Genomic DNA, 15,689 nt, shown 5'->3' on the forward strand with positions numbered 1-15,689 from the left:
ACTGTCGTCCTGCTGGGTTCCCACAGAACCCCGACTCAATTTCTCCACACGCCGGACATTCAAGCTCAACATTTGTTGCAAGTAATAATGTCTGAACCTTAACTTCACCACTCATAGCGAATTCAACCTTTTAAATGCAATTTAATATGTATACTATAAAGTCAATTAGTAAAATTCAACCAGAAGAAAATGAACATACAAAGCATTAGCACTGACAATGATTTCATCAAGGAATACGTCGTTGCATCGTCACTAGCAAAAACAAACATCGACAACTACACCCCGCAATTGGACTCACTTGAACGATCAATTTTAGGGGCTAAGCAAAATTTTGGTGATCTTGGTCTGATATGGCGAACTGTGTTTTGTATCCCTTACGTACTAATCATGGGAAGAAGACGTAAGAAGTATCAAAAACTCAAAAGCAAAATCGACAAATATCAATCAGATTGTGAAACCATACAACACCATGCAATTGATAACTTGCTGACAGAAGCTTTGATGGAACAGAAAGAGGTATCACAAAATACACTCATTGAACGTATAAGTCTGCTTCGAGGGTACAAAAGCCAACTGGTTACAGCAATTTGCAAAACACAAAGTGTCCGTGACTTTGCATCTAAAGAGTTTGAATATGCCAGCTTATCTAAAGCTGAATCTGGAATGATAGTCCAAGCAAACTCAACCCAACTATCAACTGAGTTATTACAAGTGATTGAATTGAATACCTCAACAGCGGTCAAACTGGACAACGCGTTGAATACACTAGGCTGGGTTGAAATTTTTGGACAAGAACACGATATAGCACTCGAAGATAGCTTCGGGGTCAGACTTATCGATGATATAAACTCGGAGTGTAAGGAGCTAGCTGAAATAGGTTCGCGTCTTAACTGCGAGTTCACGAGCAAGCAACTTAAGGTCATCATTAAATCACTAGATGCACAAATAGCTACGCTTTCAAAGGTAAATACTCAGTTAAATGACACTATTCAGTCTATTATTGAATTCAACAGTCAGTTCTTAGATGACATTATCACTACTGCGATCATTCCAAAATTAAAGGTCCATGATGTGCATGAGCAAGCTTCTCGAATGCTAGACCTTGTCAAAGGACAACATACGCGGCGCTTCTACCGTTCACTCTAGTAGTTTGGAATAATGTACTTCTAACTGCTTAAACCTGATAAAGTGAATTCTAAATGGTTTATCGGTTGTAATAGGCATCAACTCGGTTGATATAGTTGCTACAACCACCATAGTTCCCATCATATTCCCACGATTTTAAGTACCCAGACGAATCAGAAACCAGTTTTATCAGGCAGCTATAATTTACTGGCACAGCTTGATTGTAGGTCGTTTTACCATAGAATGATGCGTCTCCTACGGACCCATATGTCGTGCTGGTTTGGGGCACAAAAACTGTTCCCGATTTGTTTACAGCCCAGTAGTAAACGGTATCAGAACCAAACTGCTGTGCAGAATCAGGGTATCCCAGTACATTGAACGCTATAGATTCATGCTCACCCATCATATTATTCAATCCCTGTTCCAGTTGATTGAAAGTAGCACAACCTGCTAACGTGAATGAAAATAAAAAAGCATACCGGATCATGAAACAGTCTCCATATTTCGGGGTTGTAATATAGAGAATAGATGATTGCCGTAAAATGGGTGGGGCAATAGCGCTTAAAAATTGAAAATTACAGCCCCAATGTGAATTAAGTAGAAATAGTCTGCTCGAATTATTCTAGCTTTTACGTCACTGCTGATTAACCATTAAAATTAGAGCGCGTTCTCAAAGTATTCTGTGACTAATTCCTTTTTGTTCATTACCTCGTTAACAATGATGTAGAGGACATTGACCTCTTGAAACTTGTGTTTCAGTGGTATTCTCGCATTGTCGATTTTGAATGTTTTTATCTTGGTTTCACCTTTCGTGGTTGGATTGTCCAATCGCGAGATATAGGTATCTAGTTCATACACAATATACTCATGATCGAGATGACTTATTACATCTTCATCGCCGCTCTTTGTAACTTCGAGGTGAACCACATGAGTAATAACCATAGAATTTTTATCATAGAAAGTGTCTTCCAGCGTTTCTTCAAAAGTAATGGAAACTTTATCACTACTATGTTCAACAGTGACCCAAACATTATCCTCTTGAGCTTCTACGTCATAGAATTTTGATAGCGATGGAAGTTCAGTAAGATCAAATGAGAATTTTTTTCCGTACAAAAGTTCTTCTGCACAGTATTGGGAGTCCATGACACTTTCAATCTTGAAGGCAATCTCAGTAACAAACCCCATATCAATTAAGTGATGAAATAAACTTGCAAGCCCACTTATCCTCCTATCGATACAAAAGTTATATCCAACCTGGTTACGAACAACCAGATGAGGAAAGTCATCATCTACTATTTCCAAACCTTCTACATTCACTTTAAGTAGGTCATACCTGCACAAAGCATTGCCACCAAAAACCTCATTTAGTGTAGTTTTAGTGTCATCACTTGGCATGAGTGATGTAAAGTCAAACTCTTCTCTGTTCATTTTTCGTTTATAGTTTTCGAAGAGATACTTACAGATCCGATAGTAAATTGCATTCTCAGCTAGAGTTTTTTCTGATGGTGCATTATATATTTCGCTATACAATGCAAAACACTCTTCTTTGAACTCAGCTATATATTCCTCAATGCTTGTGATACGGAACTTTTTTAGAGTTATCTTCGCACCAACAGCATAAAACAATATATTATCTAGATAGATTATCTCGGAGCCATATGAATTTTCGAGTTTATCTTTTATATTATGTGTTTCGTTGATGCATTCAAACTGCAACTCTTCTAACAATGCCTTCTCAACATACTGAGGATTGCTCTTTACGCAATCCACTAATTGCAATAAATCATGATCTTGGCAGAGGACACATTCCGTAATAAAGTCAAACCTTGGTGGTTCATTCCAGTTCCGTTCCTTTTGCCTTAATGCTTCCAAGTATCTATTCATAAACCTAATTCTCACAAAGCCAATCTATCTATTTTATCAAAATCAGATAATAACAGCTTTAAAATCAATTTTTTACTTACACTTTGAAAGACGAAACTGGCACTTCCTATTTGGTTTAATCACATTCTGGTTAACTGATAGGGTTTGAGATAAATGTGAAGGGCAATGAAGGTTATCGAGGGAGCGTGTTGTACTTGGATTTATCGCCACTAATGGAACTACAACTCCACTAGTGGCTTCAGGGGATACGCGTTTAATACGCCTTCTGCCCCACTTTACCCTGTCGGTTCTCAGGCAAATGGTCTGGACGTGATTCATTAAACTCCATCTTTTCAAGCATCAAATCGACTGGGTTATGTCCGTATTTCATTATGACTACAAAAAGTGCATTTACTGCATCCACTAAATATTGCTTTGCAGCACTCGGGGCGTTCTTTAGTTCATGAAACTCCCAAGCCATAGAAAAACACCAAGATGAAAAAGCCAGAAGGTAGTCAATGTCATCCGGCTTGTTTTCAAAAATGGCAATCGCCATTTTTGATGCTTCATAACTTTCATTACCGAGGCTTGCCAGCACATCAAACGAGCGAATACATCCATCTGCCGCTTCAACCGGAACCCCTTTATACTTCGTAAGCTTACTATCGAACAGATTTCTTCGATCCGCTTCCACTGCCTCGGACACCTCCGAAATATTCAGGTTAGTCAGTTTGCTGAAACTACGATGATTGTCCCACCAGCCTTTCGCCTTATTCTGCTCGTGAATTTTTAATTGCAAGTCTATTAAGTTCACTCTAACTCCTTTAATTTCCAACAACGATAAATTGGCGCATCCCATCACTCAAAGGTATCTAAACCATCCGTTTGTTCAATATCAACATCAAATTCCACTTGATTAGCAAAATGCATTCTTGCGATTGAAATTAATGTTTCAAACGAGTCAGACATGCCATCTGCAAAGCTAGGCTGTTCCCCACACAGCTTCAGAATAAACCCCGAGTCTCTATCCATCACTCTGTTAACACTCGGATCGTCGGCAAGAGTTTGTAATACTTGCTTATCAGAAGGAGTAAGATGCGTAATATTGAATCCAATTGCGGTGTACTTTTCCATATGGCTACCACTTATTTAAAATCGTATATTGATTATGTTTGACTAGTTAAATGGCTGCAAAGAATTATGTCTTATCCACTGATTTATACATATTAATTCTATGAAACCTGTCACTCTTTTAGATTTCACTATGTTGACATATTTTGTATACTTGGTAGGTTGTGTATACATCTTGAATTTCAACGTCAATTCAAGAATCTGCTCATTCATTCAATGAATGTAACCGTAGTACCGTTTGATACTGCGGTTTTTTTTTACTCTAATTCAATGCTAACAAGCAAACCTTGTTCGAATGATTTTAAGTACTATCTATAAGGAGTCATCATATGGGAAAAAAGATGAGCAAACGGCGACAGGCGATTTTCGACAAATCAAATGGGGTCTGCTGGTACTGTGGCGATCCGTTGGCTAATGTACGCTGGCATGAAGACCACTTTTTTCCTATCCGACGCAATGGGGATGGGACATGCATGTCACCTGAGTTGGATGTTGAAGAGAATAAAGTGCCGTCTTGTGCTCCCTGCAACAAACTCAAATCTTCATTACCATTAGAAATCTTTCGTGATTACATCTACAACTTCATTGATTCTTTGAATAAGTATACAAACCAATACAAGTTCGCCAAAAGATATGGTCAACTCCAAGAAAATCGCCATCCTGTTGTTTTCTGGTTTGAAAAGAATAAAAAGAAAGTGGTAATTCCGGGTGTTAACGATGGCTCAGATAATGAAGCAAATGACTCTGTTGAATCTTCAAATGCCGCGTAACTAGAACGCGGCATTTTTTCTTCATTATGCACTTTGCATGTTTATTGTGTTCCCCATCGCCCAACGATGGATTGTCTTACCAAGAGCCGCTGCCAAATCAAAGAACGCGTTATATATTACACTTTGCCCACAGATTTGATGCGCTATACCTGTTGAGACTCCTTTGATCATCTGTAATGGTAGAGTTTTGGCTCTCGCATGTTCAGCTTCAGTTAATAATCGGTATAAACCTGCAATCTTAGGATGGGCTAATAATGGCTCACCTGAACGCCCTTTATGATACCCCTTCAAGATGCAATTGAGCTTAGCTTCAGAACCTGTATACACGGCGGCACGAAAGCCTTTGTTTGCTTTGATATCAGCTTGCTCTTTGGTGAAAATATACTCGTAGGGTTTATACATTTCACTATCCAGAGGCACATTATCAAGAATGTCGTTTACAGTAGCTAATTTCGTGTTAGACGGCATCACTGCATCGATGTCAAATTCATCTATACCTTCTGATAACGCCACAATTGATAGCCTACTTCTGTCTTCTATCGCTCCAAACTCATTGCCTGATAGCGTTCTAACTGACAATTTATAACCTAGCTCCTTTAAGACGTTGATCACCATGTAAAAGCTCCCAGAGCGTGAGAACCCTTCTACATTTTCTAATATTGCAAAAGCCGGGTTGAATGATTGCAGCCAACAAAGAATGTGGAATGGGATAGTCCCAGTACGCTCATTTTGTTCAGGTAGTGCATTTCCATTTCGAGTTCTTCCGGCAAGAGACGAAGGTTCACAAGGTATCCCAATTACTGCAAAATCAACTTCATTTCTATTTTGGTTTACGGGAAATCTTCTCATGTCCCCCTCTAAAACCAACGTATTTTCGTCAAATAATTCAGGGTTGTTACGTAAGCAGGGTTCTAAGTATTTTCTTTCATACTCACTTGCAATCGCTACACGAGTCGAGATTTTTGATTGTTCTAAACCGCGACTTACACTCAAGTCTAGCCCCCCACCACCCATGCACATTGACAATCCATTTAAAGGGATGCCTTGACGGATTTTATGTTTTATACGCCCTTCACGGCGTTGGATGCTTGTCACTGAATGATGGAGTTTGATTACGATTTTATTGGTATGAATTTCGATGCGAATTGGCTGACCGACTTCGAATGTTTCATTTAGTGTTGGTGAGAAGTGCTCGACGATTTCCTTTGTCGGCTTGTCTGGGTTGTTTGCATTTCTTGCTGAAACTCGATACTTTCCATCCGGGTTGGGTGTAAAGATGATGCCCGGCTCCCCTTCTAATTTCGAAACATCGTACCGACTACCGTAAACAAAATCTGTCACACCTGTGGTGAACAACTCAAACCAGATGCTTTTTCGATTTCTTGAGGTTCGAATTTTTGATTCAATTAATTTCTTCAGCTTTGCCATCTGACCTCCGTTATTTACGGGTATTATCGGCTAAGCTGCCATTCGCGAGTTCAGAACATCACTCGATAAGACAGAAGTTAAGAAAGATGATTTAAGCTATGAGTTGATTTACTCTTAATGAGTTCTATTACGCTAAGGCTATCCACCATAGTTACCTTTAGTCGCCTTGCTTCCAGCAACGTGTCGGTACTGGCTTTACCTGTATAAACAAATACTGGTTTACGGTTGCTTCTCCTGCATAACTTAGAGTGCTGTAGTACATGACCACGGTTTATGTAACCTTTATATTTCTTCGACTGAATACCTAGCCAGTCTCCCCCCTTAGTTCTTGCATACCCATCAAACCCTCCGTCGCGTGAATATCCGGACGACTTAGCTTTGCTTATGTTATCGGCTCGTCGAAAAGCTAAAACCACCAATTCTTCGAATGAATACGGTGAAAGCTGGTTCATTATTAACAGGGCTGCTTCATTCGTGCTCGCCCTTCGAATCCTTCTGTAAGCTCTTTTAGCATGTCGCTTGTAGTAAACTCGCGGTTTGAACAGATATTGTATTACTGAACTTAGAAGCAACGTAGTTACCGGGATTGCCAATAGGATAAATACGTATTGCAGAGGTCCATTCATCATTACCATATTCAGAAAGTTCTTATTCTTCGATTCGCATTAGCTGTACCCACTTCCGGTTTAGCTATCATGTGTGGAAACCCAATCTTCTACTTCAGTTTCGTGTTGTATTACCATTTGAATATTGTGCATTTCCATCTCATAAGCGTTGTTCGCCGCTTGCTCCGAATATTTAAAAGCAGCCAGCTTAATTGCATCGGGAAATAATAAACTAAGAGCTTTTTTCGTTGATAATCCACAAGCTGAAAAATGTTGGAGCACTCTATCAAGTCCTTCATTGATCTCAATATTGTTTTCTAAATCTACAGGTCTAGCAAAGAACTGCGAATGGAGTGCAGATAACCGCTCCAACTGAACGCCAAAACAGTTTGTTATAAATGCCTTTAGTTCCGCAGTGTTGGCTTCACGTAGTGTACTTAAGGCTCCGACCGCACTTGCGTATTCATTTAGCATGTCGTAGCTCTTGGGTTCAACTTTTTGCACTTCTGTCATGTTAATGATCCATACTTCCAAAAATTTATTACTCACCCTATCTTATGTTGATTTATGTCACTTTCAGAAAGCACTTTACAGTGCACTCCGGTATATTTGATTCCGTTATGTTTGTTGGGGTGGGTCCATCCGATTATTGCAGTAACAGCCCAATACTCAGAAACATCAACAAACACCCACCTTCCTTTGTGTTAAGCCAGTTCGCTGCACCCGAACTTCATGTTGTGAGCAAGGATATACCCAATTCCATTCTTTTCTCTCACTTTGCGATATCCATACATCATGATTCCGTCAGTCGCAGTAATGTCAGGCTCCCTAGGGTTGTCTGGGACGGAGTAAATACCGACTTTTGTCTTTATTACATTCATAACTCACCTTGCAGGTCCGGATTAGTTTATTTCAGGGTATACACACGGTGAATACCCTGAATCTGTTTGTTGATGGACTACTCGTCTATACCCTTCATATGCTTTAACAAATGAGAATTGGTATCTAACATCAGCACATCATCAGGGTTAAACGATTTTTTGATTGTTTCCATAGCAAGGTAGAATTCGTAGAACTCGGGGGCTGCACCAATGGCGCTTGAATATATTTCTGCCACTTCTGCATCCGCAGATCTTCTAGTTTTAATCGCCTCTTTATTAGCTTCCGACAAAATTGCATCTACCCTTTTATCTGTGAGAGACATCATTTCATCAGCGCGCATTCTGCCTTCAGAACGAAATTTATCGGCTACTGCTTTTCGTTCGGCATTCATACGTTTAAATACACTTTGTGATGCTTCACTTGGTAATGACAGGTTAGCGAATTCGACGGATTTAGCTTCCAGACCAAAATCCTTATAAACTTGGTTCTTGATTCGCATATATGCATTTTTAAGGACTTCTTCACGTTTCCCAACGATCTGTTCTACGTGCTTACGCGGGTTTGTTAACTCTCGACTAACATCCAGCGTTTTATCTTCCTGTTCATAGTGTACAATTGCCCCGGTACTCACTTCCAAAATTGAATGTTCACCAATTTCAGATTGAATGGCTTCTCTAACCTTTTTGTTTAATCGGTCTTGAGCTAGAGCGAGGTCATTCCGTGTTGCTAAATAATATTTCCCAAAATCAACCACACGCCACGGTACAAAGTAGTCCACAACTAAGTTCTTCTTTAGCTTTGTTACAAACATATCTTCCACTGAAAGAGGAAACTCCCTTACGTCGATCATCTCAAATGATTCATACATAGGAATAGTAAAATAGCGACCCGGCTCGTAGATTTTAAACTGCCCGTTTTCTAGCTTTTCTATCGAAGTCCATTGGCGTTTTAAACCTTTCTTATGATTTGGAATTACATCTGTGAACATCGTAAATCCAACAGTAATAATTAGGACAAGCCAAAGAGTTAGACCCAATACGTAGTTTAACTTTTTCATTTTACTGCCCTTTCTTCTTCATCATTTCAGTTAGATCAACATGGTTTAAAAGATTGTTACCAGTTGAATTTTGAATATCGTTCACGACTTTCTTCGACTTACTGTAAGTGTCCCCCATTACCTCAAAGTAAATTCTGTTCTTTGTTATGCGAGGGTGTTCGAGATACTGAGGTAATAATTGGTTGAAGCCAGCTACCTCACCATTTGCAGCATCAACTACACGTTTTGCATATGCAGCCGCTTCATCATTCAGTCTGTTAGCATCTGCTTGAGCCTTTGGTATTTTTGTGTTTACGTAAGACTCTGCTTCTTCCATGTAACGTTCGGCATCTTCTCGGGCATTCACCGCGTCTCGATATGCTTCAGTTACTGCGGAAGGTGGATTACTTGCTGTGTAAATAGCGTCGACGATGTTAACGCCGTAAGTTTCAACATTCAGTAAGTGTCCTACCTCTTTTGAAATGATTTGTTTGACGATGGTGCGCTTGTCTGTCAGCGCCTCGTCGAAGCTTACGTCAGCTAAGACAGCTTTAATCACTGATTCGAAGTAAAACTCCAAAGTATGTTCTGGACGCTGACTTTTCATATAGTAAGTTTTGAGATCGGCTATGGTGTATTGCAAATCAAGCTGCACCACAACAAGGTTCTCATCCAGAGTCAGGGCTTGATTTTTAACGGAAATACTTTTAATTGTAGAAACATCCTTTATTAGTGCGGTATAGAATGGAGCTGGCAGAAAATGAAAGCCATCACCTACTGTTTCAACATACTTTCCATTATAGAAAACCAACATCCTTTCTTTTTCTGCTACAAAATATGAGCTTGCCACTAACCACGCCCCAAATATCAGAGCCAGCGCAGCGGATAGAACTATGGTCAACTTATAACTACTTGCCAAGTCCTTGCCACTTGAGCTGCCACCTACTCCATCATTAATCATTTCTTTTCCTTTCAATTAGTTATTTCAGTTGTTAGGCGTTTACATTCATTACTGCAAACACCTTTTCAACAATTTGTCACCACATACTGTGGGTAAGTTTAAAATCTCAATAATTAATTTACATTGTACAATTTATTCCTAACTTGCAAAATGAAGAAGTTTTAATTTAGATAAATAACGGCATCAAAATTTCTTATCGAAGACAATGAATGGACGGCAAGCGGTAAACGGTTAATTTCATAAGGAGTGTATTTCGACTCGATTGATTTAACCCAGGAACGCGCCTTCTCAATTGAATGAGTCGGCTGACGTTGAAGTGACACAACACTTTCGACTTTTTGTTGAAACTTTGTAGGCATTTGAAGGGCGCGTACCGCCAAGATTAGTTGCGTTGAAGTATCGACCACTTGCATCACGATAATATTGCTGCCAACACCAAACTGATCATCAGCCAGAGAAGATGCATCAACCGACGTATCGTAAAGCAGTTCGGAATTACCATGCTTAATGTGATAACTAATCATAAGCCCGTTTGTGGCACGGTCATGCTGAATTTTGGCAGTGACACTTCCGTTACGTAACGTCTCTAGTTCAACAGCGTTGGCTCCATTAATTCCAATAAACAGAACATTTTCTTGGGAATGAAAGAACTCCGAGTACGCGTAATCAGCGTACCGTTCTAGTTGCGGCTCATATAGCTCGCCAACTTTTTGAACTGAAGCATTTTTACCGAATTGTGCAGCGCAAATTGATTCTGACATATATCGCTCTCCTTTTTAGATAGAGAGATAATGCAAAATCGTGCTCGTAAGTTGTTGGATAAATCTGCCGATAAGACACAAACATGAAATCTGAATTGGACTTAGCTCGTAGAGAGGTTTGCTGCTGCACCTTTTAGCACCACTCAGATCGCCGGACATTGAACAGGCGTCTGTATGGATCTACAATACTGTATATAAACACATGCATTTAAGATTAATGTCTAATCATCACTATGAAGCTACTTAATTTCAGTGTGAATGCCACCATTTGTGCATTTACCAGCCCTAGCACAGACTATAGCGAGCGTGACTTGAGCATCCATCAACTACTTATTGGAAGCTCAAATTCGTATACGTTACTTAGAGTTAACTCTGAACATCTCGACTGCAATGGAGTTTTTAACGATTCAATCCTAGTTATCGATAAAGCTTTAAAACCCACACATAACTGCTTAGTCGTTGGCTATTTAGATGCTGAACTTGTGATCGGATACTACAACAAACATCAACAGTCGCTTTGTTTACTTTCTGGCAACACGACTGAACTACCGACGTTTAGCTTTCTTGAATTCCAATTGCTTGGGGTGGCAACCTCTGTCATAACACCTTTTGTTGATTGCCATATCGACCCTTCCCCTACGGATCTGGATAACCTACTTGTGAGCGATCCTAATAGCTCGTTCGTTGCACGAGTATCTGGTACTTCTCTAGAAGGTCGTCAAGTTCTGGACTCAGATATCGTTCTCGTTGACCGTAAACTGAAGCCCAAACACAACGATCTAATCGTTGCTAATTACAACTCATCATTTGTACTGAAGCAGCTCGATGTCTACAACAAGGCACTTGTGTCCGTTGATAAGGACGGACACACCAAATCAACAATAATAAGACCCCACGATATATTCTCCATTGAAGGGGTCATTACCTTTGCGATCCGAAGTTTATGTCCTACAGGTTTTAATATTTGAAATGAGTGAGCTAATATATTTTCTAGCCGATGCCGACGGTTTTTTTGCATCAGCGGAACGCGTATATAACCCTGCTTTACGCTATCGTCCATTATGTGTCCTAAGCAATGGTGATAGCACTATTGTTGCGATGTCACGAGAAGCCAAAGCTTTGGGAATAAAAAAGTTCAGCTTTTATTCAGATGCAGTACAGCACCCTCGTGCTAATGAGATTACGTTTCTAAGCAGTAACTACGAATTATACAATAGCGTAAGTAATTCAATGCACAGTGTCATATCGGAGTTTTCTGACGATAACTTCTGTTACTCGATAGATGAGCAGTGGTTATGCTGCCGAATGAATCCGGATAATGCTCTTGAGTATGCGGCTCATATCCGTCGAGAGGTTTGGCGTCGGACCCGAATTCCAGTCAGCATCGGTTGTGCTACCACGCTGACGCTTAGTAAGGCTGCGAGCAAAATCGCAAAGTCAAATGGGATTGGGGTCCATTTCCTTTCACCGTCAACTCGAGAGCTACAAGCACTTGAATCGAAGGATATATGGGGGGTTGGAACATCAACCGCAAAGCAATTATCCTTCATGGGTATCAACGACGCACTTAAACTCTCGCAATTATCGGTAGAGGAGGTTAGAAAATCGTTTAGTGTTAACTTAAAACGCACTGTTTTAGAGCTAAACGGTACTCGTTGCTACAACTGGAACACAACCATGCCCGATAAACAGCAGATCATAACTAGTCGCACGTTGGGGGTAAGACCTTGTAACCTAGATGATTTGCACCAAGTGTTCTGTGAGTTGATTGATATTGCATCCGCAAAAGCACGCAAACAAAAATCAAGGGTAAAAACACTCAGCGTCACGATACGGACGACAATGAATGATCCTAACTACTACTCAAAAAAAGCTATGGTCAGTTTGGAATATCCAACCAATGACGTAGTGGTGTTAACCAAAGCTGTTAAATCTCTAGTATCTCAAATTTATAAGTTTGGTTCGGAGGTGAGTAAAGTTGGTGTGTGTTTGCTTGACCTGAAGGATGCAAAGCAAGAACAGCTAGATCTCTTTGCTCCTGACTCAGCAACTGATGACAAGTTGATGGGAGTATATGATAGTTTGACGCGAAGATATGGTAAAAGCGCACTGTATCTTGCTGCATCCGGAAGCAATAAATCAGCGGTTAAGAGAGAATTGTTAACACCGAAATATACGACTCGTTGGACTGACATTCCTCTAGTAAGAGCCTAATGTCGTTGCTGTATCGCTGAGAGCTAATTTCATAATGTTCTTATAGGAGAGGAATAAGAATCATACTAAACAGTCAAGCAACCCTGATCGAACCGTTTAATCTTAAACATGATCAAAAATAAAGATTCATACTGATTGCTACCACTAAGTCCTAATCAAGCTACCATTGATTATTAAAACATCATACTAAAATGGCAGTGGTACATTCACTGCCATTTACCCTTTATAAGCCTTTTTCGATAGCCTCTAAACGCTCTGCCATAGCCCACATATCGTTGTTATCTCTGCGTGATACAAATCTGACCTCTGAACGTTTCGGTCTATAAGTATCTTTCTGGCTACTGATATTCGCCATACTTCAAAGCGTTTCTTTATCCAATTTTGCATAGTGAGTCGCCAAATTTAAAAAGGTAAGTGTTTATCTTCCCAAGCCCGAATAGCCGCTTCACAATCACCAAGTAGTTTTAGTTCGTTATCACTAAGCTGATTAACGGGCTTACCTTCTAATACAGTGATGACACTCAAGCATTCAAAGTATTTTTCATCAGTAACATTCATACCTATTCCCTAACTATCAAATTCTACAGCTAACCAAATGCCACCTTCGGCATACTGACCGCGATAGATAAGGTGTCCTTGTCGAATACTCCAATCATGTGAAATATCCTCTAAAATTGCCGTATCACGATGAACTAAAGGTAAATTGGCAGGAGGGACAATCGCTTGGTTTCTAAAGTGAACCAACGTCCAGAGACGAACAGGTTTTTTATCGCTCGAAAAAGGTATTGGGTCGCATAACTTATGACCTGACTCTTTAACCGCCCCTTCTTCAACCCAAATATACTCACGCACGAAATTTACCCCTTGAGACTGCCTAAACGCACTAAATCACCACGTTCAGATTGTTCTATCATCACATTGCGATTGGCAAAGCTACGAAATTCGCGGCAGAAATATTGCCCCACAACAGGACTCCAATATACCGCCCGTTGTGGTGCTTCCGCTAAGATATGTTGTACGTTCATGATTTTCCCTCTATGACTCAGGTTGGTTTGATGTTTCCTTTTTTGGCATCATTGCACTACATGCACGCCACGCCATAAAGGGAAGCCCTATACCTCCAATAAAATGGTAGAGCAATCCAATCAGAGTTGACCCATTATTCAAAGTGATTAGTTGCCCGTGAATACCCGACAAAATGACACCTACAATTAAGGCAGGTATCGTTAGACAAAGTCTCGTTACGCTATTCATGTCTTTTCCCTCGCTAACTTTAGGGTTTAGCGTGATCTTCATAGTTTATTCCCTCGTTATTCTAAAATTAAAAACACATCACAATCTAATGTCCATTCATAGTGTGCTCAATCATCTTCCCAGTATGCCCTACTGTCATCGACCGTGATTTAAATTAATGTGGTGATATCACGGAAGACGAAGTTGAGCTAGGTCACTTACATTAACTTGTGTCGAGCCAGATACAGTTCGAATAACAGCATTGGCTTCATCGGTACGCAAAAAGTTAATTAGCTGCGTTAGTTCTAGCTCACTTAGTGGAGAGCCATCTTGCTTGGAAAAAACTTGTAAGTGATTATCGAGTGTTATCTTGTTCACCCCTAGAGATTGCTTAGTTAATGCGACAGGAAATAGCCTAGTTGCTTTAGCTGACTCATTACTACTAATCCGTTTAATCGCAACAAAGCCACCAGCTTCGGGAAGGACATGGATTTGCCGTTCAACAGCTTTTAGCATTCTCGGCTTTCGTTTTTCATTCCAAGTAATATTTCCATTCGCATCGAAATCTCTACTGTAAAGAACGCGTGTGTAATCACCTTCACTAACGCGGTGCAGCTCAAGTTTACCTGTTGAAACCTTAATGCCCTTAGTGTTAAGGGTAAATTTCCGCTTTCTATTGTTATTTAAGTGCTCAATATCTTCGATACTACGGGGTAACAGCCAAGCGCCATCAGTTAACACTTCGTTGCTGTTTAAGAGCAAATCTACATCCGGTTCTGTATCCGGGCTATCTGCAACACTTAATCGAATTTGCTTACTTTGAGACTTAGTCTTTGTAAATCGGAGCAAAATACCCTCTAGTAAACTGTGCTTAAAGCAGTGCCTTGAACGATATAGCACTATGTGTTCAATACTTGCATTTTCGGATAGGAACCTTCTAAACGCTGCGAAATAATCACCATTACAAAACGAGCGAGGCAAAATACAATGTAACGCTCCACCGTCCTGAAGCCAACATAGTGATAACAAAGTAAACGCAGCATATAAATTGGGTACGGGAACGGCGTGCTCACGTAACAATCGAGCTAATGATGATTTGGCTGCTAGCTTTATGTACGGAGGGTTAATAACAATCACATTCGGCTTACTATCGACACCAGGAACAGTACCTGTTGTTAGAACGTGTTCAGCATCATTCGTAAAATCTTCGTTTAACTCTATGTGAATTGGATTATTGAGGTAGTGCTCTAGTCTTACCCATGATTTGTTCCAATCGTGTACCAAACGTTTATCTGTTTCATAACCGGTAACACGTAATGCTGGTGGCTGATGAATCATTGCAATACGAGCAGCCATCGAGATGGAGAGAATGCCAGTACCGCAACCAGCGTCAGCTATATGAGCTATCTGACCATCAATGCTTCGGTCAGGAAGTAATGACGCAAGCATGAAAGCCATTCTTGATGGAGTAAAAACTTGTCCGTTCTGTTTAGCAACAGCTCTTGGTGTAATATCGGTCCAGTAATCTGATTTCTCATCAACGTAGGATAGGATAGATTGCAAACCATCAGACAACCTTGTTGGCTCAGAGACATCAAAGTTAAAATTTTCTAAAGCACTCATTGAATTATCTTTCAATTATTATCAGTAGAAGAAACTTAAATACGAGTGGACCAAAAC

The 15,689-nt window shown here is 40.1% G+C and carries 19 protein-coding genes; 4 read left to right on the forward strand and 15 right to left on the reverse strand.

Annotated elements, in window-relative coordinates:
* The first annotated feature begins 189 nt into the window (after positions 1–189).
* On the forward strand, positions 190–1,146 hold the full coding sequence (locus ACF8EG_RS16885) for a hypothetical protein (protein WP_138937776.1): 957 nt from the start codon (positions 190–192) through the stop codon (positions 1,144–1,146).
* 58 nt (positions 1,147–1,204) lie between these two features.
* Here ACF8EG_RS16885 and ACF8EG_RS16890 read toward each other — a convergent pair whose 3' ends face one another.
* From ACF8EG_RS16890 to ACF8EG_RS16905, 4 genes are all read right to left on the reverse strand, one after another.
* Complete coding sequence (locus tag ACF8EG_RS16890; protein ID WP_025767516.1) at positions 1,205–1,612, reverse strand: hypothetical protein; 408 nt, start codon at positions 1,610–1,612, stop codon at positions 1,205–1,207.
* 170 nt (positions 1,613–1,782) lie between these two features.
* Positions 1,783–3,009 (reverse strand): hypothetical protein, encoded by a 1,227-nt coding sequence (locus ACF8EG_RS16895; protein WP_258486375.1) that lies wholly within the window; start codon positions 3,007–3,009, stop codon positions 1,783–1,785.
* A gap of 253 nt (positions 3,010–3,262) precedes the next feature.
* Positions 3,263–3,802: a hypothetical protein gene (locus tag ACF8EG_RS16900; protein WP_392419615.1), complete on the reverse strand. Its 540-nt coding sequence runs from the start codon at positions 3,800–3,802 to the stop codon at positions 3,263–3,265.
* Positions 3,803–3,846: 44 nt separating this feature from the next.
* Positions 3,847–4,122: a hypothetical protein gene (locus ACF8EG_RS16905; protein ID WP_180208893.1), complete on the reverse strand. Its 276-nt coding sequence runs from the start codon at positions 4,120–4,122 to the stop codon at positions 3,847–3,849.
* A 326-nt stretch (positions 4,123–4,448) separates the two neighbouring features.
* On the opposite strand from ACF8EG_RS16905, the gene ACF8EG_RS16910 reads away from it, so the two are divergent.
* A complete protein-coding gene (locus ACF8EG_RS16910; RefSeq protein ID WP_138937771.1) occupies positions 4,449–4,889 on the forward strand; it encodes an HNH endonuclease in 441 nt (146 codons plus the stop codon).
* 24 nt (positions 4,890–4,913) lie between these two features.
* Here the strand turns inward: ACF8EG_RS16910 and ACF8EG_RS16915 are convergent, their stop codons facing one another.
* The 7 genes from ACF8EG_RS16915 to ACF8EG_RS16945 form a co-directional block, all read right to left on the reverse strand.
* Complete coding sequence (locus ACF8EG_RS16915) at positions 4,914–6,317, reverse strand: DNA cytosine methyltransferase (RefSeq protein WP_258486372.1); 1,404 nt, start codon at positions 6,315–6,317, stop codon at positions 4,914–4,916.
* Between the two features lie 77 nt (positions 6,318–6,394).
* On the reverse strand, positions 6,395–6,952 hold the full coding sequence (locus ACF8EG_RS16920) for a restriction endonuclease (RefSeq protein WP_145471819.1): 558 nt from the start codon (positions 6,950–6,952) through the stop codon (positions 6,395–6,397).
* 51 nt (positions 6,953–7,003) lie between these two features.
* Positions 7,004–7,435 carry a hypothetical protein gene (locus ACF8EG_RS16925; RefSeq protein WP_025767523.1) on the reverse strand — a complete coding sequence of 144 codons (432 nt, stop codon included), beginning with the start codon at positions 7,433–7,435 and terminating at the stop codon, positions 7,004–7,006.
* A gap of 191 nt (positions 7,436–7,626) precedes the next feature.
* On the reverse strand, positions 7,627–7,803 hold the full coding sequence (locus ACF8EG_RS16930; RefSeq protein ID WP_392419618.1) for a hypothetical protein: 177 nt from the start codon (positions 7,801–7,803) through the stop codon (positions 7,627–7,629).
* 77 nt (positions 7,804–7,880) lie between these two features.
* Positions 7,881–8,861: a protease modulator HflC gene (hflC, locus tag ACF8EG_RS16935; RefSeq protein ID WP_025767525.1), complete on the reverse strand. Its 981-nt coding sequence runs from the start codon at positions 8,859–8,861 to the stop codon at positions 7,881–7,883.
* 1 nt (position 8,862) lies between these two features.
* Entirely contained in the window at positions 8,863–9,801 is a 939-nt protein-coding gene (gene hflK, locus ACF8EG_RS16940; protein ID WP_025767526.1) for an FtsH protease activity modulator HflK, read from the reverse strand.
* A 161-nt stretch (positions 9,802–9,962) separates the two neighbouring features.
* Positions 9,963–10,562, reverse strand: a complete 600-nt coding sequence (locus ACF8EG_RS16945; protein ID WP_258486341.1) for a hypothetical protein — start codon at positions 10,560–10,562, stop codon at positions 9,963–9,965.
* Between the two features lie 233 nt (positions 10,563–10,795).
* Here ACF8EG_RS16945 and ACF8EG_RS16950 point away from each other — a divergent pair, with 233 nt between their 5' ends.
* Both ACF8EG_RS16950 and ACF8EG_RS16955 read left to right on the forward strand, forming a co-directional pair.
* Positions 10,796–11,530: a S24 family peptidase gene (locus tag ACF8EG_RS16950; protein ID WP_138937767.1), complete on the forward strand. Its 735-nt coding sequence runs from the start codon at positions 10,796–10,798 to the stop codon at positions 11,528–11,530.
* Position 11,531: 1 nt separating this feature from the next.
* Positions 11,532–12,776: a Y-family DNA polymerase gene (locus tag ACF8EG_RS16955; RefSeq protein ID WP_258486339.1), complete on the forward strand. Its 1,245-nt coding sequence runs from the start codon at positions 11,532–11,534 to the stop codon at positions 12,774–12,776.
* A 402-nt stretch (positions 12,777–13,178) separates the two neighbouring features.
* Here the strand turns inward: ACF8EG_RS16955 and ACF8EG_RS16960 are convergent, their stop codons facing one another.
* The 4 genes from ACF8EG_RS16960 to ACF8EG_RS16975 all read right to left on the reverse strand — a co-directional run bounded on the left by ACF8EG_RS16960 (position 13,179) and on the right by ACF8EG_RS16975 (position 15,632).
* Positions 13,179–13,334, reverse strand: a complete 156-nt coding sequence (locus ACF8EG_RS16960; protein ID WP_258486338.1) for a hypothetical protein — start codon at positions 13,332–13,334, stop codon at positions 13,179–13,181.
* Positions 13,335–13,343: 9 nt separating this feature from the next.
* A complete protein-coding gene (locus ACF8EG_RS16965; RefSeq protein WP_258486336.1) occupies positions 13,344–13,628 on the reverse strand; it encodes a hypothetical protein in 285 nt (94 codons plus the stop codon).
* Between the two features lie 5 nt (positions 13,629–13,633).
* Entirely contained in the window at positions 13,634–13,801 is a 168-nt protein-coding gene (locus ACF8EG_RS16970; protein WP_258486334.1) for a hypothetical protein, read from the reverse strand.
* Positions 13,802–14,198: 397 nt separating this feature from the next.
* On the reverse strand, positions 14,199–15,632 hold the full coding sequence (locus ACF8EG_RS16975) for an Eco57I restriction-modification methylase domain-containing protein (protein ID WP_258486332.1): 1,434 nt from the start codon (positions 15,630–15,632) through the stop codon (positions 14,199–14,201).
* Positions 15,633–15,689: the final 57 nt, after the last annotated feature.

The sequence above is a fragment of the Vibrio sp. YQ_11 genome, assembly GCF_043103065.1.
Lineage (GTDB): Bacteria > Pseudomonadota > Gammaproteobacteria > Enterobacterales > Vibrionaceae > Vibrio > Vibrio parahaemolyticus.